20 protein-coding genes are annotated in these 20,274 nt (G+C 69.9%); 11 read left to right on the top strand and 9 right to left on the bottom strand.

The annotated features are described in order from the left end of the window. The first annotated feature begins 18 nt into the window (after positions 1–18). Genes RNB18_RS25385 through arfA form a run of 5 tightly spaced genes read left to right on the top strand, consistent with a single transcriptional unit; the run spans position 19 to position 5,678 of the window. The gene (locus RNB18_RS25385) at positions 19–1,368 is read left to right on the top strand and encodes an extracellular solute-binding protein (RefSeq protein ID WP_311716425.1); all 1,350 of its coding nucleotides are present in this window, start codon (positions 19–21) and stop codon (positions 1,366–1,368) included. After that, entirely contained in the window at positions 1,365–2,303 is a 939-nt protein-coding gene (locus tag RNB18_RS25380) for a carbohydrate ABC transporter permease (RefSeq protein WP_311716424.1), read from the top strand. Before RNB18_RS25385 ends, RNB18_RS25380 begins: the two co-directional genes overlap by 4 nt. Beyond that, the gene (locus RNB18_RS25375) at positions 2,300–3,160 is read left to right on the top strand and encodes a carbohydrate ABC transporter permease (RefSeq protein ID WP_311716423.1); all 861 of its coding nucleotides are present in this window, start codon (positions 2,300–2,302) and stop codon (positions 3,158–3,160) included. The genes RNB18_RS25380 and RNB18_RS25375 overlap by 4 nt, the downstream gene beginning before the upstream one ends. A gap of 10 nt (positions 3,161–3,170) precedes the next feature. Further along, positions 3,171–4,136: an arabinan endo-1,5-alpha-L-arabinosidase gene (locus tag RNB18_RS25370; protein WP_311716422.1), complete on the top strand. Its 966-nt coding sequence runs from the start codon at positions 3,171–3,173 to the stop codon at positions 4,134–4,136. Between the two features lie 21 nt (positions 4,137–4,157). Continuing rightward, positions 4,158–5,678, top strand: a complete 1,521-nt coding sequence (gene arfA / locus RNB18_RS25365; RefSeq protein WP_311716421.1) for an arabinosylfuranosidase ArfA — start codon at positions 4,158–4,160, stop codon at positions 5,676–5,678. Between the two features lie 18 nt (positions 5,679–5,696). Here arfA and RNB18_RS25360 read toward each other — a convergent pair whose 3' ends face one another. Continuing rightward, a complete protein-coding gene (locus RNB18_RS25360) occupies positions 5,697–7,466 on the bottom strand; it encodes an endo alpha-1,4 polygalactosaminidase (protein ID WP_311716420.1) in 1,770 nt (589 codons plus the stop codon). Positions 7,467–7,517: 51 nt separating this feature from the next. Continuing rightward, positions 7,518–10,505 carry a glycoside hydrolase family 35 protein gene (locus RNB18_RS25355; protein WP_311716419.1) on the bottom strand — a complete coding sequence of 996 codons (2,988 nt, stop codon included), beginning with the start codon at positions 10,503–10,505 and terminating at the stop codon, positions 7,518–7,520. Positions 10,506–10,615: 110 nt separating this feature from the next. Here RNB18_RS25355 and RNB18_RS25350 point away from each other — a divergent pair, with 110 nt between their 5' ends. Next, the gene (locus tag RNB18_RS25350; protein WP_059205648.1) at positions 10,616–11,074 is read left to right on the top strand and encodes an RrF2 family transcriptional regulator; all 459 of its coding nucleotides are present in this window, start codon (positions 10,616–10,618) and stop codon (positions 11,072–11,074) included. A gap of 189 nt (positions 11,075–11,263) precedes the next feature. Then, positions 11,264–11,914, top strand: a complete 651-nt coding sequence (locus tag RNB18_RS25345) for a DUF4360 domain-containing protein (protein WP_311716418.1) — start codon at positions 11,264–11,266, stop codon at positions 11,912–11,914. Positions 11,915–11,959: 45 nt separating this feature from the next. Here the strand turns inward: RNB18_RS25345 and RNB18_RS25340 are convergent, their stop codons facing one another. Beyond that, complete coding sequence (locus tag RNB18_RS25340) at positions 11,960–12,760, bottom strand: intradiol ring-cleavage dioxygenase (protein ID WP_311716417.1); 801 nt, start codon at positions 12,758–12,760, stop codon at positions 11,960–11,962. A gap of 161 nt (positions 12,761–12,921) precedes the next feature. Here RNB18_RS25340 and RNB18_RS25335 point away from each other — a divergent pair, with 161 nt between their 5' ends. Next, on the top strand, positions 12,922–13,227 hold the full coding sequence (locus tag RNB18_RS25335) for a hypothetical protein (RefSeq protein ID WP_311716416.1): 306 nt from the start codon (positions 12,922–12,924) through the stop codon (positions 13,225–13,227). A 67-nt stretch (positions 13,228–13,294) separates the two neighbouring features. Here RNB18_RS25335 and RNB18_RS25330 read toward each other — a convergent pair whose 3' ends face one another. The 6 genes from RNB18_RS25330 to RNB18_RS25305 form a co-directional block, all read right to left on the bottom strand. Next, positions 13,295–14,077, bottom strand: a complete 783-nt coding sequence (locus RNB18_RS25330; RefSeq protein ID WP_311716415.1) for a S1 family peptidase — start codon at positions 14,075–14,077, stop codon at positions 13,295–13,297. A gap of 22 nt (positions 14,078–14,099) precedes the next feature. Next, positions 14,100–14,666 carry a hypothetical protein gene (locus RNB18_RS25325; protein WP_311716414.1) on the bottom strand — a complete coding sequence of 189 codons (567 nt, stop codon included), beginning with the start codon at positions 14,664–14,666 and terminating at the stop codon, positions 14,100–14,102. Further along, the gene (locus RNB18_RS25320; protein ID WP_311716413.1) at positions 14,663–15,016 is read right to left on the bottom strand and encodes a hypothetical protein; all 354 of its coding nucleotides are present in this window, start codon (positions 15,014–15,016) and stop codon (positions 14,663–14,665) included. Before RNB18_RS25320 ends, RNB18_RS25325 begins: the two co-directional genes overlap by 4 nt. Before the next feature lie 61 nt (positions 15,017–15,077). After that, positions 15,078–16,058 (bottom strand): aldo/keto reductase, encoded by a 981-nt coding sequence (locus RNB18_RS25315; RefSeq protein WP_311716412.1) that lies wholly within the window; start codon positions 16,056–16,058, stop codon positions 15,078–15,080. Positions 16,059–16,108: 50 nt separating this feature from the next. Beyond that, positions 16,109–16,591: a nitroreductase family deazaflavin-dependent oxidoreductase gene (locus tag RNB18_RS25310; protein ID WP_311716411.1), complete on the bottom strand. Its 483-nt coding sequence runs from the start codon at positions 16,589–16,591 to the stop codon at positions 16,109–16,111. A gap of 9 nt (positions 16,592–16,600) precedes the next feature. Then, on the bottom strand, positions 16,601–17,446 hold the full coding sequence (locus RNB18_RS25305; protein WP_311716410.1) for an SDR family oxidoreductase: 846 nt from the start codon (positions 17,444–17,446) through the stop codon (positions 16,601–16,603). Positions 17,447–17,617: 171 nt separating this feature from the next. Here RNB18_RS25305 and RNB18_RS25300 point away from each other — a divergent pair, with 171 nt between their 5' ends. The 3 genes from RNB18_RS25300 (at position 17,618) to RNB18_RS25290 (ending at position 19,568) form a co-directional block, all read left to right on the top strand. Continuing rightward, positions 17,618–18,586 carry a helix-turn-helix domain-containing protein gene (locus RNB18_RS25300; RefSeq protein ID WP_311716409.1) on the top strand — a complete coding sequence of 323 codons (969 nt, stop codon included), beginning with the start codon at positions 17,618–17,620 and terminating at the stop codon, positions 18,584–18,586. Between the two features lie 116 nt (positions 18,587–18,702). Beyond that, positions 18,703–19,047 (top strand): DUF1330 domain-containing protein, encoded by a 345-nt coding sequence (locus RNB18_RS25295; protein WP_311716408.1) that lies wholly within the window; start codon positions 18,703–18,705, stop codon positions 19,045–19,047. 77 nt (positions 19,048–19,124) lie between these two features. Further along, a complete protein-coding gene (locus RNB18_RS25290; protein ID WP_311716407.1) occupies positions 19,125–19,568 on the top strand; it encodes a hypothetical protein in 444 nt (147 codons plus the stop codon). Positions 19,569–20,274 lie beyond the last annotated feature (706 nt).

Genomic DNA, 20,274 nt, shown 5'->3' with positions numbered 1-20,274 from the left:
GAACAGATAGGGCAGGGAATGGGACGACCTGACCTGAGCCGCAGGCAACTTCTCGCCGCGGCGGGCGGACTGAGCGTCGCCGCGAGCTTCGGCTTCGCGGCCCTCGGCACCGGCGCCGACGCGCTCGCCTCCGGCGCGGACACCCGGGTGCGCTACTGGAACCTCTTCAGCGGCGGCGACGGCGCCAACATGATCACGATGCTGGACGCCTTCCGCAAGGCCAACCCGGACATCGACGTGAAGGACTCCACCCTCCAGTGGGGCAACCCCTTCTACACCAAGCTCGCCATGGCGGCCGCGGGCAACCGCGCACCCGACCTCGGCGTCATGCACATGGGCCGGGTCACCGGCTTCTCGCCCGGCCGCCTCCTCGACCCGTGGGACGTCGACCTGCTCGCCAAGTACGGCGTACGGGAGCAGGACTACAACCCCGCGCTGTGGAAGCGCGGCGTCATCGACGGCAAGCTCTACGCCCTCCCGCTCGACATCCACGTCCAGCTCTGCTTCTACCGCAAGGACGTACTGGGCAAGGCGGGCCTGCTCGGCGACGACGGCCGGATGATCCCGGTCACCTCCACCGACGAGTGGTTCGACGTCCTGAAGAAGGCCAAGGCCGCCCAGAAGAAGGGGCTCCAGACGATCGGCCTGTGGACCAACGACCAGAACTTCCAGTGGTGGTTCTTCGTCGCCTTCTACACCCAGCTCGGCGGCAAGTGGTTCAACGACGCCAACACCGAGGTCCTCTTCGACCCCGACAAGGCCACCCAGGTCCTGGAGTTCCTCCGCAGGCACGTCACCGACGGCTACGTCATCCCCGGCGCACCCACCGGCGAGCAGTTCATCAACGGCGCCCCCTTCACCTGGGAGGGCAACTGGTCGGTGCCGGTCTTCTCCGGCGCGAAGCTGGACTACGGCGCGACCCCGCTGCCGCCCGTCTTCGGCAAACCGGCCACCCACGCCGAGTCGCACGCCTTCGTCCTGCCGCACCAGGCGGGCCGCGGCGGCGCCACCAACGAGGGTGCGCACGAACTCGCCGCGTACGTCGTGACGCACGCCCTCCAGTGGGCGGCCGGCGGTCACATCCCCGCGTACACGCCGACGCTCTCCACGGCCGCGTACAAGAAGCTCACCCCGCAGAACGAGTACGTCAGCGCCATGGACCACCAGGCCACCGAGCCGAAGGTGTGGTTCGCGGGCTCCACCGGCGTGCTCGCCCAGGACCTCGGCCCGGTCGTCGTCTCCTCGACGATGGGCTCCGCCAAACCGGCCTCGGTGGCGCAGACGATGAAGAAACACCTCACCAAGCTCCTCGCCTCGAAGAACCCGATGGACGGCAGGACCGCCGCGCAGGGAGGTGCGGTCGCATGACGACCAGCGCTCAGACCGTCGCCGCACCGGCACGGGCCAGGACCGCGACCGCGACGGCGACCGTCCGCCGCAAGCAGGGCTTCCAGCACGGCGGCTGGTTCGTCGCCCCGTTCCTCGGGCTCTTCGCGCTGTTCGTGATCTGGCCGCTGCTGCGCGGCATCTACCTCAGCTTCACGGACGCCAACATCTCCGGCGACGGCGCGAGTTTCGTCGGCCTCGACAACTACCGCGAGGCCCTGGGCGACTCGGCGATGTGGGACGCGCTCGGCCACAGCGCGTACTTCACGCTGCTGGTCGTTCCGTGCATCACCGTCCTCGCCTTCCTGCTCGCGATGCTCGCCCACCACATCGAGCGCGGCAAATGGCTGTGGCGGCTGTGCTTCTTCGTGCCGTTCCTGCTGCCCTCGACGGTCGCCGCCAACATGTTCCAGTGGCTGTTCACCCAGGGCATCGGCCTGATCAACGAGACCTTCGGGCTCGACACGCCCTGGCTGACCGACAAGTCGTACGCGATGCTCGCCATCGTCATCGAGACCCTGTGGTGGACCGTCGGCTTCAGCTTCCTGCTCTACCTCGCCGCCCTCCAGGGCATCCCCGACCACCTCTACGAGGCCGCGAAGCTGGACGGCGCCAACGCCTGGCACCGCATGGTCCACATCACGCTGCCGATGCTGCGCAACATCACCGGTCTGGTGATCGCGCTCCAGATCCTCGCCTCGCTCCAGCTCTTCGACCAGGCCGTCGTGATGATGGACTTCGGGCCGGGACCTGAGGTCAGCACCCGCTCCTTCGTCCAGTACACCCTCGAACAGGGCTTCACCAGCTACCGCGTGGGCTACGCCTCCGCCATGTCCATCATCTTCTTCGTGATCATCGCAGTCGTCGCCCTGGCTCGGATGTGGCTGCTGCGCACCCGTGAGGAGGGCGGCCGATGACCACCGCCGTACCGGTCCGCAAGAGCCCCCGTAAGCCCTGGACGCCCAGCCAGATCATCCTCACGCTGATCGGTGTCGCCGTCTCCGCCGTGTTCGTGGCGCCGATCGCCGCGGCCCTGTTCACCTCCCTCAAGTCCGAGGCGGAGGCGGCCGAGATCCCGCCGCACTGGCTGCCGAAGGTCTGGACGGTCCAGGCGTGGAAGGCGCTGTGGGAGACCGGCAACATCACCAACTGGTTCATCAACTCGCTGGTGGTGTCGGTCTGCGTCACCTCCGTCGTGCTGACGGTCAGTGCCCTCGCCGGATACGGCTTCGCCCGCACCGAGTTCCGCGGCAAGAACGTGCTCATGGGCATCGTGATGTCGGGCCTGATGATCTCCCCGGCGGTCCTCGGCGTCCCGCTGTTCACCACGGTCCAGCAGATGGGGATGGTCGACACGTACTGGGGCATGATCCTCCCCCAGTGCGCGCCGGCCGCGATGGTCTACATCCTCTACAAGTTCTTCCAGGGCGTCCCGCGCGAACTGGAGGAGGCGGCCTTCATCGACGGCGCGGGCCGCTGGCGGGTCTTCTTCACGATCGTCGTCCCGCTCGCGAGGCCGTCTCTGGCGGCGGTCGGCATCTTCACCTTCATCGCCTCCTGGAACAACTTCCTGTGGCCCTACATGGTGACCAACAACCCCGACCTGATGACCATGCCGAACGGCATCGCGACCGTCATGAACTCCTACGGCATCCAGTGGGCCCAGCTCATGGCCGGCGGCCTCATGGCGGGCCTGCCGCTGATCATCGTGTTCGTCTTCTTCCAGCGCCAGATCGTGGCGGGCGTGGCCCACACGGGGCTGGCCGGTCAGTAAGGAGTCCGAGTTGAAGCGCCTGAGATACGTGACCCTCCTGACCGCCGCCCTCATCGCCCTGCTCCCGACCACGGCACAGGCGGACGTCACCCACCCCGACCCGCTCCCGATCACCGGGCAGCAGATCATCCACGACCCGACGGTCGTCCAGCTGGGGTCCGGTGGCTACGCGGCCTATTCGACCGGTGGTGTGATCGGCGCCCGGCTGTCCAAGGACCTCAGGCACTGGACCGACGCGGGCAACGCCTTCGCCGAGCCGCCGAGTTGGTGGTACGAGTACAACGACACCGGCGACCCCTGGGCTCCCGACATCTCCTACCGCGCGGGCAGATACTGGCTCTACTACGCCGTCTCGTCCTGGGGCACCAACCACTCCGCGATCGGCGTGGCCACCTCCCCGTCCGGTCTCCCCGGCACCTGGACCGATCACGGCAAGGTCTTCAGCTCCGAGACCAGCGACTCCTGGAACGCCATCGACCCGGCGGTCGTCCGGGCGGACGGCAGGCTGTGGATGTCGTTCGGCTCGTACTGGACGGGCATCCGCATGGTCGAGCTCAGCCCCTTCACCGGGAAGGCACTCCCCGGTGCCACCGTCCACCACCTGGCCACCCGCCCCGACGCCCCGTACGCGGTCGAGGGCCCGTACGTCGTCAAGCACGGCCGCTTCTACTACCTCTTCGCGTCCTACGACGCCTGTTGTGCGGGAGTGAACTCCACGTACAAGATCAGGGTCGGAAGGTCCACGACGGTCACGGGCCCGTACGTCGACAGCACCGGCAAGCCGCTGCTGGAGGGCGGCGGCGACCTGCTGCTGGCAGGGCACGGGAGGTACATCGGCACGGGAGGCGAGTCGGTCTTCCGCACCCGCGGCCAGGACTGGCTGGCCTACCACTACTACGACGCAGAGGACAACGGCACACCGAAGCTGGGCCTGAACAGGCTCGGCTGGGTGCGTGACTGGCCCGTTGTCAAGTAACTCCGTTCCTGAAAGGTCCCCATGAGCAAGCCCACCGCCCGCTTCACCCTCGACCCCGCCTTCAAGGTCGGCGAAGTCAACCCCCGCCTCTTCGGCTCCTTCGTGGAACACCTCGGGCGCTGCGTCTACACCGGCATCTTCGAACCGGACCACCCCACCGCCGACGACAAGGGCCTGCGCCAGGACGTCCTGGACCTCGTCCGCGAACTCGGCGTCACCGCCCTGCGCTACCCCGGCGGCAACTTCGTCTCGGGCTACAAGTGGGAGGACTCGGTCGGCCCGGCCGCGGACCGCCCCCGCCGCCTCGACCTCGCCTGGCACTCCACCGAGACCAACCGCTTCGGCCTCTCCGAGTACATCGACTTCCTCCGCAAGGTCGGCCCCCAGGCCGAGCCCATGATGGCCGTGAACCTCGGTACGAGGGGCGTCGCCGAGGCCCTCGAACTCCAGGAGTACGCCAACCACTCCGAAGGCACCGCCCTGTCGGACCTCCGGGTCGCCCACGGCGACAAGGACCCCTTCGGCATCACCCTCTGGTGCCTCGGCAACGAGATGGACGGCCCCTGGCAGACCGGCCACAAGACGGCCGAGGAGTACGGCCGGATCGCCGCCGAGACAGCCCGCGCGATGCGCCAGATCGACCCCGGCGTCGAACTCGTCGCCTGCGGCTCCTCCAGCCAGTCCATGCCGACCTTCGCCGAGTGGGAGGCGACGGTCCTCGAGGAGACGTACGACCTCGTCGACTATGTCTCCCTGCACGCCTACTACTGGCCCGAGGACGGTGACATCGACTCCTTCCTCGCCTCCGCCGTCGACATGGAGTCGTTCATCGCCAACGTCGTCGCGACCGCCGACCACGTGGGTGCGAAGCTCAAGTCGAAGAAGAAGATCAACCTTTCCTTCGACGAGTGGAACGTCTGGTACCTGCCCGAGTGGGAAGCGCGCGCCAAGGAGTTCGAGCGGGACGACTGGCCCGAGGCCCCGCGTCTCCTGGAGGACAACTACAGCGTCCTCGACGCCGTCGTCTTCGGCTCGCTCCTCATCGCCCTGCTGCGGCACGCCGACCGCGTCACCGTCGCCTGTCTCGCCCAGCTCGTCAACGTGATCGCCCCGATCATGACCGAGCCGGGCGGCCCGGCCTGGCGCCAGACGACCTTCTTCCCGTTCGCGCAGGCCTCGAAGTACGGCCGCGGTGAGGTCCTCGACGTACGGGTCGACTCGCCGACGTACGACACGAAGAAGTTCGGCGAGACGGACCTCCTGCACGCCACGGCCGTGCGCGCCGAGGACGGCTCGGTCACCGTCTTCGCCGTCAACCGCAGCCAGAACGACCCGCTGCCGCTCGAAGTCGCCCTGAGCGGGCTGAACTTGACGAGTGTCGTCGAGCACAGCGTCCTCGCGGACGCCGACCCGGACGCCCGCAACACCCTCGACGCCCCCGAGCGGGTCGCCCCGCACGCGGCCGAGGGCACCGCCCTGAAGGACGGCACCCTCACCGCCGTACTGGAGCCGCTGTCCTGGAACGTGATCCGGCTCGGCTGAACGAGGTCCCCGAGGGCGTCAGCAGGTCTCCCGCAGGAAACCGTCGGCGCCCTCGGGCTCGACCTCCTCGTCCCGGCGCACCACGCTGAGGGTGCTGCTCCAGGTGGCGCACGCCGTGGTCAGGCCCTTCTTGGTGTACTCGACCATGAGGACGTTGTCGTCGAAGGCGTCGGCGAACTCGCCGCACTCGTCGTACTCCGCGCACTCCTCCACTATGGCGAAGTCCAGGCCCAGGGAGGCGCGGTCGGAGACGAGCTCCGCGGTGTTCTTCTGCGCGATGGCCAGGCCCTCGGCATGGGCGTGCGCCGCCAGCCGCTTCATCAGGGCCTCCGCCTGGGCGGCCTTGAGATACGACGGGAAGCGGGTGAAGGAGTCGTAGTTGTCGGGCTCCACGGCCTGGTAGCCCTTGGCCGCGCAGGCGTCGATCCAGGTGTCCAGTCTGGCGGCGATGCGCTCGCGCTTGGCGGCCGTACGGATGTCCAGGACGGCCTCGTCCCAGTCCGTGTCGTGGACGACCTTCCCGTCGGCGTCGCGCAGCAGCAGGTCGGCGTCCCAGTCGCTCTCCGCGTCCGACTCCGCTTGGTAGGCGTTGATGTTGCAGATGTTGTAGAGCCCGGGTGCGGGGGCGTCCTCGTAGCTGCGGCTCACCACACGGACCCCCGTCGCCGGGGGGTACGCGCCGCCGATCTGGTAGTCCCAGGGCACATGCTTGGGCGGGAGCGTCACGGCGGCGGGGCCGGTGGACCCGGACGAGGTGGACGACGGTTCGGCCGGTGACGGGGACGCGCCCTCAGTGTCCGACCCGGCCCGCAACGCCGCGATGCTCAGCCCGGTGACGGCCAGGGCCGCGACCAGACCGACGAGGACCCGCCGCCGGGACCCGCGGCCTCCCCGATCGCCTCGGCTCTCCCGCTGGTGGCTGGTCGCCACGGGGCCGGACGGCCCGGGCGACACCGGTGCGGCTGAGGCGGCCGGCGCGTCGGTGTCCGGCAACGCCCTCAGCAGCTCGCGCAGTTCACCGAGTTCCGGCCGGGCTGCCGGGTCCTTGTCCAGGCAGCGTTCGGCGATGCTGTGCAGCGGTTCCGCGACCCCCTCCAGGGCCGGCGGCTCGTACATCACCTGATAGCCCGTCAGATACGGGCTGCTGCCGTCGAACGGGCGGCTGCCGGTGGCCGCGTAGACCAGCAGCGACCCCAGCGAGAAGACGTCCGAGGCCCCGGTGACCTCGCGCGGCGCGGCGAACTGCTCCGGGGACATGAAGGGCGGGGTGCCGATCAGCCGCCCGGTCATGGTGAGCGCCTCGTTGTCGACGGCGAACGAGATGCCGAAGTCGATGACACGGGGCCCGTCCTCGGCCATCAGGACGTTGCTCGGCTTCAGGTCCCGGTGGACCATGCCGACCCGGTGGATGTCCCGCAGTGCCTCGACGAGGCCCAGCGCGAGCACCCGCAGCGCGCTGCCGCGCAGCGGGCCGTCCTGGGCCACGATGTCCGCGAGGGTGCGGCCCGGGACGTACAGCGTCGCCATCCACGGCTGCGGGGCGTCCGGGTCGGCGTCCACCACCGGGGCCGTGAACGCACCGCTCACCCGGCGGGCGGCCGCGACCTCTTGTCGAAAGCGGGTGCGGAACTCCTCGTCCAGCGCGTATGCGGGGTGCACGAGCTTGACCGCGACCTGCCGCCCGGAGTCCGAGCGACCGAGGTAGACGACCCCCATGCCGCCGCTGCCGAGCCGGTCGACCAGCGTGTAACCGCCGATGGACTCAGGATCGCCGGGGCTCAGCGACATCGCCGGTCACCTTTCCCAAGTACGGGTGCTCGAAAGTTCAACGACATCAGGCTAACGGCCGGGTGAATCCACCTGCGTGACCGGCACTCCTCCGGCCGTGACCCCCATCGCCGTCAGCCGTACGTCCCCCGGCCCCGACTCCGTCGTCCCGTCGGACAGCACCGCCAGCGCCAGGGTGTTGGTGCCGCGGGTGCGCAGGATGCCGTTCGGCAGGACGAAGGTGTGCTGCGGGCCCACGTCGTTGACGTACTGGCCCATGTTCCAGCCGTTGAGGAAGATCTGGACGCGGTAGGCGCGCTGCGGATCGTCGTCGAGGGTGAGGCCGATCGAGGCGTCGATGCCGGCGTCGACGGCGAGCCGGAACGTCGTCCGGTACCAGGTCACCCCCTGGCGCCGGTCGGCGCGGGGCAACTCCGTGGGTTCCCAGTGCTCTTCGCCGAAGCCCGGCAGATGCCAGCCCTTGCGCTCCCCGTACAGTCCGCCGTTGTTGAGCGGACCGCGCACCGGGTCGGGTGCCGTCTCGCCCCGGATGCGCCAACTCACCTTCGGTGAACCGCCCTTGAAGGTGGCCTCCGTCAACCCCCGGGCCACCTTGTGGGAGTCGGTGGATCCGCCGTCCATGTCGTGCGCCATCCGCCGGACGAGGACGGACAGGACGCGGGGCGAGGACCCGGAGGGCGGCGGCACGTCGAAGGTGGCCGTCGCCGTCCAACTCCCCTTCCGCGCAGTGCTCTTGTCCGGCACCGGCATCCGGTGCGTGCCCAGCGGCTCGCCGTCCAGCCATGCCATCAGCAGCCCCTGCGTGCCGGTGCTGTAGGCGAGGGACACCGACTCCAGGTCGTCCGCGTCCGTCAGACGTCCGCGGTACCAGACGTCGCCGTAGTGGAAGCCGTAGTCGTCGGCGAACAGCACCGGCCCGCCCTTCGGGACCGGGGTGACGCTGTACGAACCGGTGCGGTCGGCCGTCGTCCAGCCGGAGTCGTCGTAGTCCGGAAGGGACTCGAAGTTCTCGGTACGGCGCCGCCAGCCGCCCAGCGCGGGCAGCCGCACCTCGCCCACGGCGGGCACGGGGAGCTGTCCGGGCGTGGCCGGCATATCGGCGCGCAGGCTGCCCATGGTGCTGACCGAGGTACGCAGCGGGCGGCCGTTCCAGGTGATCCGGCCGATGCCGCGCGGGGCCCACACCTCCATGCCCGTCCCCTTGACGGTGTCGCCGGTGAGATGGGCGGTCGGGCCGTCCAGAGTGGCCCCACGCACCAGCGAGGGCCCGTACACCAGCACCGGGCCGGTCGGGGTGTCCACCGGGAACAGCCGCAGCGACCAGGGGTCGTCGGCGAAGATCAGCAGCAGCGGGGTGTCGCTGCCGCCGCCCTCGACCCGCACCCGGGCCGGGCCGCCGACGCCCACCGGCACGGTGATCCTGAGGACGCCGAGGTCGTAGTTCCAGGCGGGGTCCGAGTCGCCCCGGGTGACCAGCGGCTCCTCCGGGCACTCCAGCAGGACCTGGGCCATCTCGCCGTGCGGGGCGGTGAACACGGCGACGTCCATCCGCCCGACCTTCAGGTACATCATGGGCTGCGCGGTGGCGTACTTGAGCGTGCGTCCGCCCAACTGCAGGTTCGCGGCGAGCAGTCGGGCGTCATGGGCGGCGACGGTGAAGGCCACGTCGATCCCGGCGTCCGGGATCGACGTCGTGATCGGCGCGTCGGTGTCGTTGCGCACGACGTACACATGGGAGCCGGTGTCCGGATTGGTCAGGTGGTACACCTTCAGCCGCTCGTCCTCGGCCCGCACCGCGTCCGCCCGGTCCAGCTTGGCGAAGTCCGGCACGGTCCCCAGGAGATGGCCGAGCTGGTGGATCGGAGCGAGCTTCGGTGTCTGCCGGCGTGCCTCGTCGATCGCCGCCCCGTAGTCGTACGACGTGTAGACCTGCGGGGCGGGCAGCCAGCCCCACGAGGTGCCGCCGAAGGTCATGTAGACGTTGTGCACGGTGATGCCGTTGGCGAGGTTGGTGAGCTGGAAACGCCGCTCGTAGGCCGCGTCCCGGGAGTACCGCGCCTCGGCGTACCCCTTGCCGTCGAAGGTGGCCCCGCCCCACGGATCGAACCAGCCGCCGCCGAACTCCGGGATGAACCCGGGTGTCCTGGGGCTGGCCGTCGCCCCGCCCTTCAGCCCGCCCACGCCGAAGTCACCCCAGTCGGGCGGCACTTCGGCCGGATCGGGGTACCCGTCGAAGCCGTACAACCAACCGCGCTCCTCGCCCCCGGTGTTGAAGGACCCCGGCGCCCAGTAGCCGTTCCTGCCCTTGTCGTTGTGGAAGAGCGGTACGTCGATCCCGTCGGCGCGCACCTTCTTGTACAAGTGGGACATGTAGTCGCGGCCGGGGCTCTCGTCGACGAAGGCGTCGTACTCGTTCTCGATCTGGTAGAGCAGGACCGTGCCCGTGCCCTTGGTGAAGAGGTGCCGGGCGGCGATCGCGTTCACCTCGGTCAGCCACTCGTCGACGTGGGACAGATACGTCGGGTCAAAGGTGCGGGCCCGGCCCGCGGTCGCCGCGAGCCAGCCCGGGAAGCCGCCGCCGTCGACCTCGGCGTTGATGTACGGGCCGGGGCGCAGGATCACGTACAGGCCGGTCTCGGCGGCCGTGCGCAGGAACAGGTCCAGGTCGCGGACGCCGGTGAAGTCGTACTGGCCGGGGCCGGGGGAGTGGTAGTTCCAGGCCACGTACACACTCACCGCGTTGAAGCCGTGGGCGCGCATCTTCTGCAGGACGTCCCGCCACAGCGACGGACTCGGCAGCCGGAAGGGGTGCATCTCGCCCGACCGCAGCACCAGACGCCGGCCGTCGACCAGCAGCGAGTACTTGTCGTAGCCGACCTTGTGCCGCACCCGGTCGGCTGCGGGCGCGCCCGGTGCGGGCCCGGTGGGCACGCTGTGGGAGGCGTACGCCCGGGTGGTCTCCCCACCACTGCCGCTCAGCGCGAAGCCGAGCGCCGTGGTGCCGGCGAGGGCGCTGAATGTACGTCTGCTCAGCTCCAAGGGAGCGCCTCCTGGTCGTGCCGCGCTAGCGCCAGTCCGTCCGTGGGTGTGAGTGGTGTGCCTATTGTGACGTGGCCATCGGCTGCGCCCCAACGCCGCACAATTGTCGTATGAGGATCTCTGCACGGGCGGACTACGCGGTACGGGCGGTGCTGGAGCTTGCCGTGAGGCAGGACGCGGAACCGGTGAAGGCCGAGGCCATCGCCGCGGTCCAGGACATTCCGCACAAGTTCCTGGAGGGGATTCTCGGCGACCTGAGGCGCGGTGGGATCGTCGACAGCAGGCGTGGCGGGGGTGGCGGTTACCGGCTGGCCCGGGAGGCCTCGGCCATCACGGTCGCGGATGTCATCCGTGCGGTCGACGGGCCGATCGTGTCGGTGCGCGGTGAGCGGCCCACCGGTCTGGAGTACACCGGCTCCGCACAGCCGCTGCTCCCGCTGTGGATCGCCCTGCGGGCCAATGTCCGCAAGATCCTGGAGGGTGTCACCATCGCCGACATCGCGGGTGACGCGCTCCCGGAACCGGTCCAGCGGCTCGCGGCCGAACCGGCGGCGTGGGAGAACCCCTGACTCACCCGGCAGAAAATCCTTCTGCGCTCAACTTCCCCTGTTTACACGTGAGTTCGGCCATCACTGGAATGGCTGGAGTTCGCTCTGGCGGTGTCACAGGGTGCTCCCTACGATTCGATCGCCGCGGTGCTTCACAGAAACCACACAGGTTCTCCACGCTTCAACTACAGCGCAGAGGAGAGACCCCCCATGGCAAGTGGACTGCTTCTGGGCGGCGCCGTCGCCGCCCTCGTGACCGCGGCGGTACCCGCGCACAACCCGTCCGGCGGGTTCGTCGACCCGCCCCCGGACAAGATCGTCATCAACGTCGCCACGGTGAACGGCTCCGGCTGTCCCGCGGGCACGGCGGCCGTCGCCGTCTCCGAGGACAACACCGCGTTCACGGTGACCTACAGCGACTACCTCGCCCAGGTCGGCGGCAACTCCGACCCCACGGCGTTCCGCAAGAACTGCCAGCTCAACCTGATCGTCCACGTCCCCCAGGGCTTCACGTACGCCATCGCCGAGGCGGACTACCGGGGCTTCGCCTCGCTCCAGGCCGGCGCGAGCGGCGTTCAGCGGGCCTCGTACTACTTCCAGGGCTCCTCGCAGACGGCCGCCAAGACCCACACCTTCCCCGGCGCCTACAACGACAACTGGCAGGCGACCGACACCACCGACTGGGCCCAACTGGTGTGGGCGCCCTGCGGAGTCCAGCGCAACTTCAACATCAACACGGAGGTCCGCGTGAACGCGGGCACCTCCTCGCCGTCCAAGGTCAGCTTCATGACGATGGACTCGACCGACGGCGACATCAGCACCGTGTACCACATGGCGTGGAAGGAGTGCCCGGGCAATTGAAGGGGCGTCGCCCGCCGCCCCTGTGGGCGGCGGGCGACGCGTTGATCAGCGTTCGACGCCGAGCGTCAGGGTGCCGGAGTAGCCGGCGGAGGGGCTGCTGCCCAGGGCGGTGAGGGTCAGCAGGCCGGACGCGGCGCCGCCCTCGTCGTAGATCGAGTCCTGGGCGAGGGTGGTGCGGGTGACCGTGTTGGCCGAGTACGGCGAGAGCGCGCCGACCTTGGCGGTGACCGTCTCGTCGAAAAAGAGCTGTCCGGTGTGGAGCTCGGTGCCGCCGGTGAAGGAGCCGTCGGAGGTGAGCGTGACGCCGACGTGCACCTTCACATGGATGTGGACGCAGCGGCCCCGGTACCAGCCGGGGTAGACGGTGGTGATGCGGGCGACGCCGCCGGAGTCGGTGAGGACGCCGCCGCGCAGGAAGGTGCCGCTGTCGGGCTCGTTGTGGCCGTTGTTGCCGACGTAGCCGGAGTACTCGCCGAGTGCGTCGCAGTGCCAGATCTCGACGAGGGCGTTGCTGATCGTGGCGCAGGTGTCGTCGTCCACGACGGTGAGGGCGAGTTTGAGCGGGAAGCCGGTCTTGCCCTCGGTGATGTCGGCGCGGACGTACTGGCCGTCGAGGTAGTAGGGGCCTTCGGTCATCTCCTTGGTGAGGGTGCAGACCGCCGCGGCGGCCACGGGGGCGGTGTCGGTGGTGCCGGCCGTCTGCGCGGTGGGGGTGCCGGGCGCGGCGGCGCCGAGGGCGAGGGTGGCGGCGGTGGCGCCCGTGGCGACGAGGACGGTGCGGCGGGCGACGGTGTCTCTTGTCGCGGTCTCGCTCGTCGATGTCTCGTGCATGGGGGTCTCATTCATGGGGGTGTCTGTCATGAACACGGCACCGTAAGGGCGGTCGCTGTTGATGGGCTGTCAGTTCGGCAAAATGAGGGGTCGTCAAGTTTCTTGCGAGACAGGTTGCGGTGTCTGGAGGGGTGGACGCGGTACCGTACCGGGGCGTATGCCGACAAGGAGGGTAAATGGGGCTTACCGTGCGGGTCGAACGGCGCATCGCGGAGGACTTCCCCGGCCGGGACGGCGAGGTGGTGGGAGATCTCCTCACCGAACTGGTCAATCACCTGACCGACCGGGGCGACCGGGAGGACAAGGAACGGATCGCCGCAGCGACGCTGCTGTGCGGACAGGGCCGGGTGGACCGGATCCTCGACGCCGTCCAGCTGGCCAAGGAGGACTGGCGGGACGTGCTGGTGGGGGCGGGGCTGGCCGACGCGGGGTGGAGGGAGCGGTTGGAGGCGGACTTCGGGCCGGCGGCTCCGGCCGGCTGATACACGGGTGTGAGCCCCACGGCGGCTGTCGAACCGCCGGTCTCGCCGTGGGGCCGCCCGACGGTGGCTACACCGTGCCGCGGAGGACCCTGGCCACCCAGGTGGTGAGCGCGGGGCCGCGTGCATAGACGCCCACGTCGTCGATACGGCAGCTGGGACCCCAGGTGACCAGGCCCCACACCGTGTTCGTGACCACGACCGGGCTGCCGGAGTCGCCTGTGCAGGTATTGCGGGTGGCGTCGGCGGTCGGCAGGGCGCACAGCTGCCAGGCCGGGTTGGGAGTGATGTCAAGGTCGAGCTGGGCGCGAGTGCACCGCTCCCCCGACACGAAGCGCAAGGGGACGGCGGTGCGGCGGCACGGGGCGACCCCGCCGTAGCCGTCCCGGCCCCAGCCGAACTCGGTGCCGGTGGTGGGCGGTCGTTCTCCGGCACCAGGCAGACGGGCGGGTGCGGCGGTCGCTCTGCCGGTCAGTACCAGCAGCGCGGCGTCCACGACCCGCCCCTGGGGACTGCGTGGATGCAGGAGGACGGCGCGGACGTGGAGCCGCTGCCCGGGGATGGGCGCTCCACGACACAGGTTGTCTGCTCCGACGACGGTGTCGACGGAGGCGGCCCGTCTGTCGTGTACGCAGTGGGCCGCGGTGAGGACGAGGGTGGGGGCGACCAGCACACCCCCGCAGAATTGGCCGTTGAAGAGGTTACCGGCGGGTGAGGAGGCGTTGACCAGGGCTACGACCGCGCCGGTGCCAGGAGCCTGGACCGGAAGCGGTGTGCGCGCCAGGGGGCCTGCCGAGCCGCCCGGCAGCAGTCCGATGAGGATCATCAGCACCGCTGCCGGGACGCTCGTCATGAGGCGACGGGGCATGAGCGGTTCAGCATGACTTCTTCTTCGTCTCCACGGCCAGGCCCAGCACGTTGTGCCACACGTAGTCCGAGCCGCCGACGTGGTAGTGGACCAGGACTCCGGCCATCCGCACCCCGGAGGCGCCGGTGACCCGGAGATGCAGGACCAGGTTGTTCACGACCTTCGCGTCGTCCGGCTGGGGAGAAAGGGTCGCTCCCGCGGCCTTGCGACGGTGGTCCCAGTCGATGCCGGGCTGGTTGCGTGCCTCTGGGACGGGGGGAAACCCGGTGCTGTAACCGACGAGGGACGTCGAGGTGGACACGATGACCGCCTCGACCAGGCGCAGACCGCTCGCCTTGCTCAGCGTGACCTTGTCGATGACGACGGGCTTGCTGCCGTAGTTGTGCAGTTCGTCGCCGCCGAAGGTGACGCTGCCCCCCTTCTTCTCCGGAATGCACTCCTCGCCCGATCCCGCATCGGCATGGTCGGGTCCGTTCAACGGCCCGCTCGTGGAGGCCTGGTGACCGCCCGAGGTACAGCCCGTCACCAGGGCCGCGAACAGGATCAGGGCCGACAGCGACCGCCCTACCCTCACCGGGTGTGCCCGCTGTGCGTGGTGGTGGCGACGAAGTTGTACGGATGGTCGCCGCCCGGAGCTCCACCGGTGCCACAGATGTAGCGGCTGGCGTTGAAGGTGTACACCACCGTCGCGTCGCTGGAATACCCGGTCTCGGCCGACAGATCGATACCGATCACGTTCGCGAGACCGGCTCCGTCGGTCCAGGTGATGGCGTGGGAGGTGGTCCGGGTGAACTTGCTGCCGTTGATCTGGAAAGCGCAGTGCTTGGCGGTGGGAATGTAGGCCGTGCTGGTGTTCGCACCGCCGTAATAGCCCCTGGCGCGTACCTCGTAGTGCTGGGAGATCGTGGATCCCCGGCCGCCCATGCCGCAGGTCATCAGGTACTTGCCGTAGCTGTACAGCTGCGGGCGGACGCGGCGCGGGGGGTCAGTGGTCGATGCTGGCCATGTTGGCCTCGTCGTGGCGCTCGCCCGCGGCCGGGGTGAGGTTGTTCAGGCGGTCGAGCTGGGCGGCGCTGAGTTCGACGGCGTCGGCGGCGGTGTTCTCCTCGACGCGTGAGACCCGCCGGGTGCCCGGGATGGGGGCGATGTCGTCGCCGCGGGTCAGCAGCCAGGCCAGTGCGGTCTGGGCCGGGGTGGCGCCGATCTCGGCGCCGATGGCCCGTACTTCGTCGACGATGGCCAGGTTGCGCTGGAAGTTCTCGCCGGTGAAGCGCGGGTTGGTCTTGCGCCAGTCGTCGTCGGTGAAGTCGTCGACGGTGCGGATCTGTCCGGTCAAAAGGCCGTGGCCGAGCGGCGAGTAGGGAACGAACCCGATGCCGAGCTCGCGCAGCAGCGGGAGGATGTCGGCCTCGACGTCACGCGTCCACAGCGAGTACTCCGTCTGCAGCGCGGCCACCGGATGTACGGCGTGTGCGCGGCGGATCGTCTCGGGGCCGGCCTCGGAGAGCCCGATGTGGCGCACCTTGCCCTCGGCGACCAGCTGGGCCAGCGCGCCGACGGTCTCCTCGATGGGCGTGTTCGGGTCGACGCGGTGCTGGTAGTAGAGGTCGATGTGGTCGGTGCCGAGCCGCTTGAGTGAGCCTTCGACGGCGGTCTTGACGTTGGCGGGGCTGCTGTCGATGACGCCGGGGCCGCCGCCGGCGTGGGAGACCAGGCCGAACTTGGTCGCCACGACGACGTCGTCGCGCCGGCCCTTGATGGCCTTGCCGACGAGGTTCTCGCTGTGGAAGGGGCCGTAGATCTCGGCGGTGTCGATGTGGGTGACCCCGAGGTCCAGGGCCCGGTGGATGGTGCGGATCGACTCGGCGTCGTCGAGCCCTCCGCCCGTGGTGTAGACGCCGGCCATGGTCATGGCTCCCAGGCCGATGCGGGAGACGTCGAGCCCGCCCAGTGATACGTGCTTCATCAGGTACTCCGTAAGGTGTAGGCGGCCCTAGGGAGGGCCAAATGTGCGTGTCAGTGCTCCTGGGCCGCCGGCTCCAGCACGAGGACCGGGATCTCGCGGTCCGTGTTCTTCTGGTACTCCGCGTAGTCCGGGAACGCCTCGACGGCTCGGGCCCACCACAGGGCCTTCTCGTCCCCGGTCACCTCGCGTGCCAGCATGTCCCGGCGCACCGGGCCGTCCTGGAGCTCGACGCGGGGGTCGGCCACCGCGTTGTGGTACCAGACCGGGTGCTTGGGGGCTCCTCCCGCGGAGGCGACCACGGCGTAGGAGCCGTCGTGCTCCACCCGAATGAGCGGGGACTTGCGGATCTTGCCGCTCTTGGCGCCCAGCGTGGTCAGGATGACGACGGGCACGTCCTCCAGTTCCTCGTCCTCTTCACGGGTGACCAGGACACCCAGCGTCGTTCCTTGCGTACCGCCGGAGCTTTCGTACAGCTCGACCTGGTCACGCACGAACTGCGCCGTGCTCGGCTCGTACTCGCCGTTCAGTGGCACGGTGCCCCCTCAGACGGTGGTGTCGTCGTAGGCGAGGTTGTCGCCCAGCTCGCGGGAGGCCTCAGCCTGGGCGAGGAGTTCCTTCGCCTTGGCCTCGGCGGCCCCGATGGCGTCCGCGCCGGCGACGAAGCGCTCCAGCGGCTTGTCCTGGCCGGCGATGGTGAGCAGGGCGCGGGCGAGCTTGGCGGGGTCGCCGGGCTGCCGGCCGTTCATGCTCTTCATGCCCTCGATCCGCGGGGCGGTGCGCGGGGCGTAGTCCTCGATGGACAGCTCGGGCCAGATGGTGGAGCCGTCCACGAGGAGTTCGGTGCGGAAGTAGCCGGGCTCCACGACCGTGGTGTGGATGTTGTACGGCTCGACGTCGTGGCGCAGCGACTCCATCCAGCCCTCTTCCGCGAACTTGGAGGCGGCGTAGGCGGAGGTGAACTCCATGCCGACCAGGCCGGCGGTCGAGGTGATGGTGATGACGTGGCCGGCGCGCTGCTTGCGCAGGACGGGCAGGACGGCGCGGGTGACGTTCATCGGACCGAAGACGTTCGTCTCGAACTGCCGGCGCATCTGCGCGGGCGAGATCTCCTCGAAGTAGCCGGTGAAGAGGTTGCCGGCGTTGTTGATCAGGACGTCGATGCGCCCGAACCGGTCGACGGCGGCCTGCGCGGCGGCCTCGGCGTCCTCCAGGCTGGTGACGTCGAGCCTGGTGACCAGGAGGTTGTCCTGCGGTCCGCCCAGGGCCTTCTCGACCTCTTCGGGGCGGCGGCCGGTGGCGACGACCTGGTGGCCGGCGGCGAGGGCCTCGCGGGCGATGTCGGTGCCCAGGCCGCGTCCGGCACCGGTGACGAGAATGACCTTGCTCATGGGTTTCCTTTCAGACGCCGTGATCCGGCACCTGGTGTGTGCGGGGGTTCGAACCGCCGTGGGCGGTGCCCCACCAACAAAAGCCGCTGTCACGCGAGGGTGGGAGTCCCTGATGAGGGGGTCACTGACAGGGACCCCCTCCCCGGCGGCAGCGCTCGTAGAGTGAAGCGCATGGCAGGCAGAAACGACCCACAAGGTGGCAACCGCGACATCCGTGAGGATTTCCGCGCGGAGATCCGGGAATTCCTCGGTACGCGACGGGCCAGGGTCACGCCCGAGCAGGCCGGACTGCCCGTGTACGGCGGAGAGCGCCGACGGGTCACCGGGCTGCGCCGTGAGGAGGTCGCCCTGCTCGCGGGCATTTCCAGCGAGTACTACACGCGGCTGGAGCGTGGCAACGCCACCGGCGTCTCCGAGAGCGTCATCGAAGGCATCGCGCAAGCACTTCAGCTCGACGAGGCCGAGCGCATCCACCTGAACGACCTCCTGCGCGGCGCGGGCACGACCCGTCCGCCGCGCCGCCGACCTGCTCAGCAGCGCGTCCGGCCGACGGTGCGGCGCGTCCTCGACTCGATGGCCGGCACACCCGCGTTCGTCCTCAGCGGACGGGGGGACATCCTGGCCGCCAACCACCTCGGTCGCGCCCTGTTCTCCCCCGTCTACGCCGACCCGGTACGGCCGCCGAACAACGCCCGGTTCGTCTTCCTCAGCCCGCACGCGACCGAGTTCTTCCGTCACTGGGACGAAGTCGCCAATGACGCCGTCGCGATGCTGCGCGCCGAGGCCGGCCGCGATCTCTACGACCGGCGGCTCACGGACCTGATCGGGGAGCTGTCCACCCGCAGCGAGGAATTCCGGCGCCGCTGGGCGGCCCACAACGTCCGGATGCACACCACCGGCGTGAAACTCCTTCACCACCCGGTCGTCGGCGACCTCGACCTGCCCTTCGAGACCTTCCCGCTCGGCGACGGCCCCAGCCAGTTCCTCCTCACCTACACCGCCGAGCCCGCGTCCCGCTCGCATGACGCCCTGAATCTGCTGGCCAGTTGGGCCGCGACCAACGACGACATCGAGCGGTCCGCCCCGGACCACGACTCTGAGCCGGCCGAGCCGGCCGAGCCGACCGAGACGCCCGACTGAACGGCTCGCGAGTCGACGCGGCTTCCCCGACCGCTTACCTCCCGGGTAATCGACCCCGGTTCGCCCCGCGTGCCAGGCTCGTCGGTGTACGGAGCCCTACCGACCGGGAGGACACCATGACCGCCTACGCCATAGCCCACCTGCGGGAAGCCGCGCCGCATCCGGAGATCGCCGAGTACATCGAGCGCATCCCCGCCACCTTCGAGCCGTACGGCGGACGCTTCCTCGTGCACGGTGCGGGGCACGAGGTGAAGGAGGGCGGCTGGCCGGGACATGTCGTGGTGATCGGCTTCCCGGGGATCGCCGAGGCGCGGGTCTGGTGGGACTCCGCCGCGTACCACGAGATCGCCCCGCTGCGTTCGCGGCACATCGAGGGCGACATCATCCTCGTCGAGGGCGTTCCCGACGGGTACGACCCCGCGGTCACCGCGAAGGCGATGCGGGACGCGCTCACTTCCTGAGGACGTGCTCCCGACTCCCGTGACCCACGGGGCTGTTGGATACTGGGGCGACTGGCGTACGCAAGGGGGAGGTTCGCGTGCCGGACGGACGTGAGGTGGACCAGGCGGAGTTGCTGGATGTCACCAAGGACGAGGACCGGGCTCGCAGCCTGCTCCGCGCGCTGCGCACCCTGAGCACCGGGCCCGATCCCAAACTGCGGGAGATGGCGCGCGGGGTGCTGCGCGGCGACCTCACCGCCCAACAGGCCTTCACCGACCCTGAGTACACCTCCGCCCTGTTCTCCGGCGCCGCCAAGGTCCGCCGAGCGGGGGAGCAGCGTTCCGACGCCGAGGCCCGCGAGGCCGGCGAGCGTTTCGGAGAGTGGCAGCAGGAGCGTCGCACCGAGGGCGAGGGCGAGGATCAGGACACGTCACGTACGGCTCCGGGGCAGCAGCCCACCGGACCCTGGCGGCACTCCGGCACAGGCGGGGCGGGCGGCCTGGGCGGCTCCCGCCCGGCAGGGGGGTTCGGCCCCCGCTGAGTACCACGTCTGCTTCGGGCTGCTTCGACTCCCGTCCGGCAGACAGTCGGGTCGTTGCTGGGCACCGCGTGTGCCTTGGGCTGCTTTGGCTGCCGCCGGGCAGGGGGTTTGGGTCGTTGCTGGGCGCCGCGTCTGTCTCGGGCTGCTTTGGCTGCCGCCGGGCAGGGGGTTTGGGTCGTTGCTGGGCACCGCGTCTGCCTTGGACTGCTTCGGCTCCCGCCGGGCAGCCCCCTACCGCCACCGCTGAACACCGCGCTTGCCCTGGGCCGCTTCGGCTCCCGTCCGTCATGCTGCTTCGGGCGCCGTTGGGCAGCGCGCCTGTCCTGGGCCACTTCGGCGCTCGTCGAGCACGGCCCCTGCCCCCGTCGTCGTACGACCGGCCTCCCGTCGCGCACTCCCCCCGCCCGGGTCCCTTCGGCTACCGCTGAACACCGGCCCACCGTCCAGCACCGCCCCGACCCGGACCCGTCGTCGTACGACCGGCCTCTCGTCGCGCACTCCCCGCGCCCGGGTCCCTCCGGCTACCGCTGAACACCGGCCCGCCGTCCAGCACTGCCCCGCCCCGGAGGTCTTCGTCCACCGTCGAGCACCCCCGCCGAACACGCCCCCGCCCAACCCCATCCCCCCACCGCCGATTTCCAGCCGCCGAAACCCCGTCCCACCGGCAGAGCCCCCCGCCCCACCGACAAAGCCCCCACCCCACTCC

Source organism: Streptomyces doebereineriae, assembly GCF_031845645.1.
Lineage (GTDB): Bacteria > Actinomycetota > Actinomycetes > Streptomycetales > Streptomycetaceae > Streptomyces > Streptomyces canus.
This window is presented reverse-complemented; position numbering and strand designations above follow the sequence as displayed.

Coding starts and splice junctions, on each gene's coding strand:
- RNB18_RS25375 (WP_311716423.1), top strand. CDS start 2,300: ATGACCACCGCCGTACCGGTCCGCAAGAGCCCCCGTAAGCCCTGGACG.
- RNB18_RS25330 (WP_311716415.1), bottom strand. CDS start 14,077: ATGACGAGCGTCCCGGCAGCGGTGCTGATGATCCTCATCGGACTGCTG.
- RNB18_RS25380 (WP_311716424.1), top strand. CDS start 1,365: ATGACGACCAGCGCTCAGACCGTCGCCGCACCGGCACGGGCCAGGACC.
- RNB18_RS25335 (WP_311716416.1), top strand. CDS start 12,922: ATGGGGCTTACCGTGCGGGTCGAACGGCGCATCGCGGAGGACTTCCCC.
- RNB18_RS25350 (WP_059205648.1), top strand. CDS start 10,616: ATGAGGATCTCTGCACGGGCGGACTACGCGGTACGGGCGGTGCTGGAG.
- RNB18_RS25300 (WP_311716409.1), top strand. CDS start 17,618: ATGGCAGGCAGAAACGACCCACAAGGTGGCAACCGCGACATCCGTGAG.
- RNB18_RS25385 (WP_311716425.1), top strand. CDS start 19: ATGGGACGACCTGACCTGAGCCGCAGGCAACTTCTCGCCGCGGCGGGC.
- RNB18_RS25305 (WP_311716410.1), bottom strand. CDS start 17,446: ATGAGCAAGGTCATTCTCGTCACCGGTGCCGGACGCGGCCTGGGCACC.
- RNB18_RS25360 (WP_311716420.1), bottom strand. CDS start 7,466: ATGTCGCTGAGCCCCGGCGATCCTGAGTCCATCGGCGGTTACACGCTG.
- RNB18_RS25320 (WP_311716413.1), bottom strand. CDS start 15,016: ATGGGCGGCCGGGGATCCACGATCTCCCAGCACTACGAGGTACGCGCC.
- RNB18_RS25345 (WP_311716418.1), top strand. CDS start 11,264: ATGGCAAGTGGACTGCTTCTGGGCGGCGCCGTCGCCGCCCTCGTGACC.
- RNB18_RS25315 (WP_311716412.1), bottom strand. CDS start 16,058: ATGAAGCACGTATCACTGGGCGGGCTCGACGTCTCCCGCATCGGCCTG.
- RNB18_RS25295 (WP_311716408.1), top strand. CDS start 18,703: ATGACCGCCTACGCCATAGCCCACCTGCGGGAAGCCGCGCCGCATCCG.
- arfA (WP_311716421.1), top strand. CDS start 4,158: ATGAGCAAGCCCACCGCCCGCTTCACCCTCGACCCCGCCTTCAAGGTC.
- RNB18_RS25340 (WP_311716417.1), bottom strand. CDS start 12,760: ATGAATGAGACCCCCATGCACGAGACATCGACGAGCGAGACCGCGACA.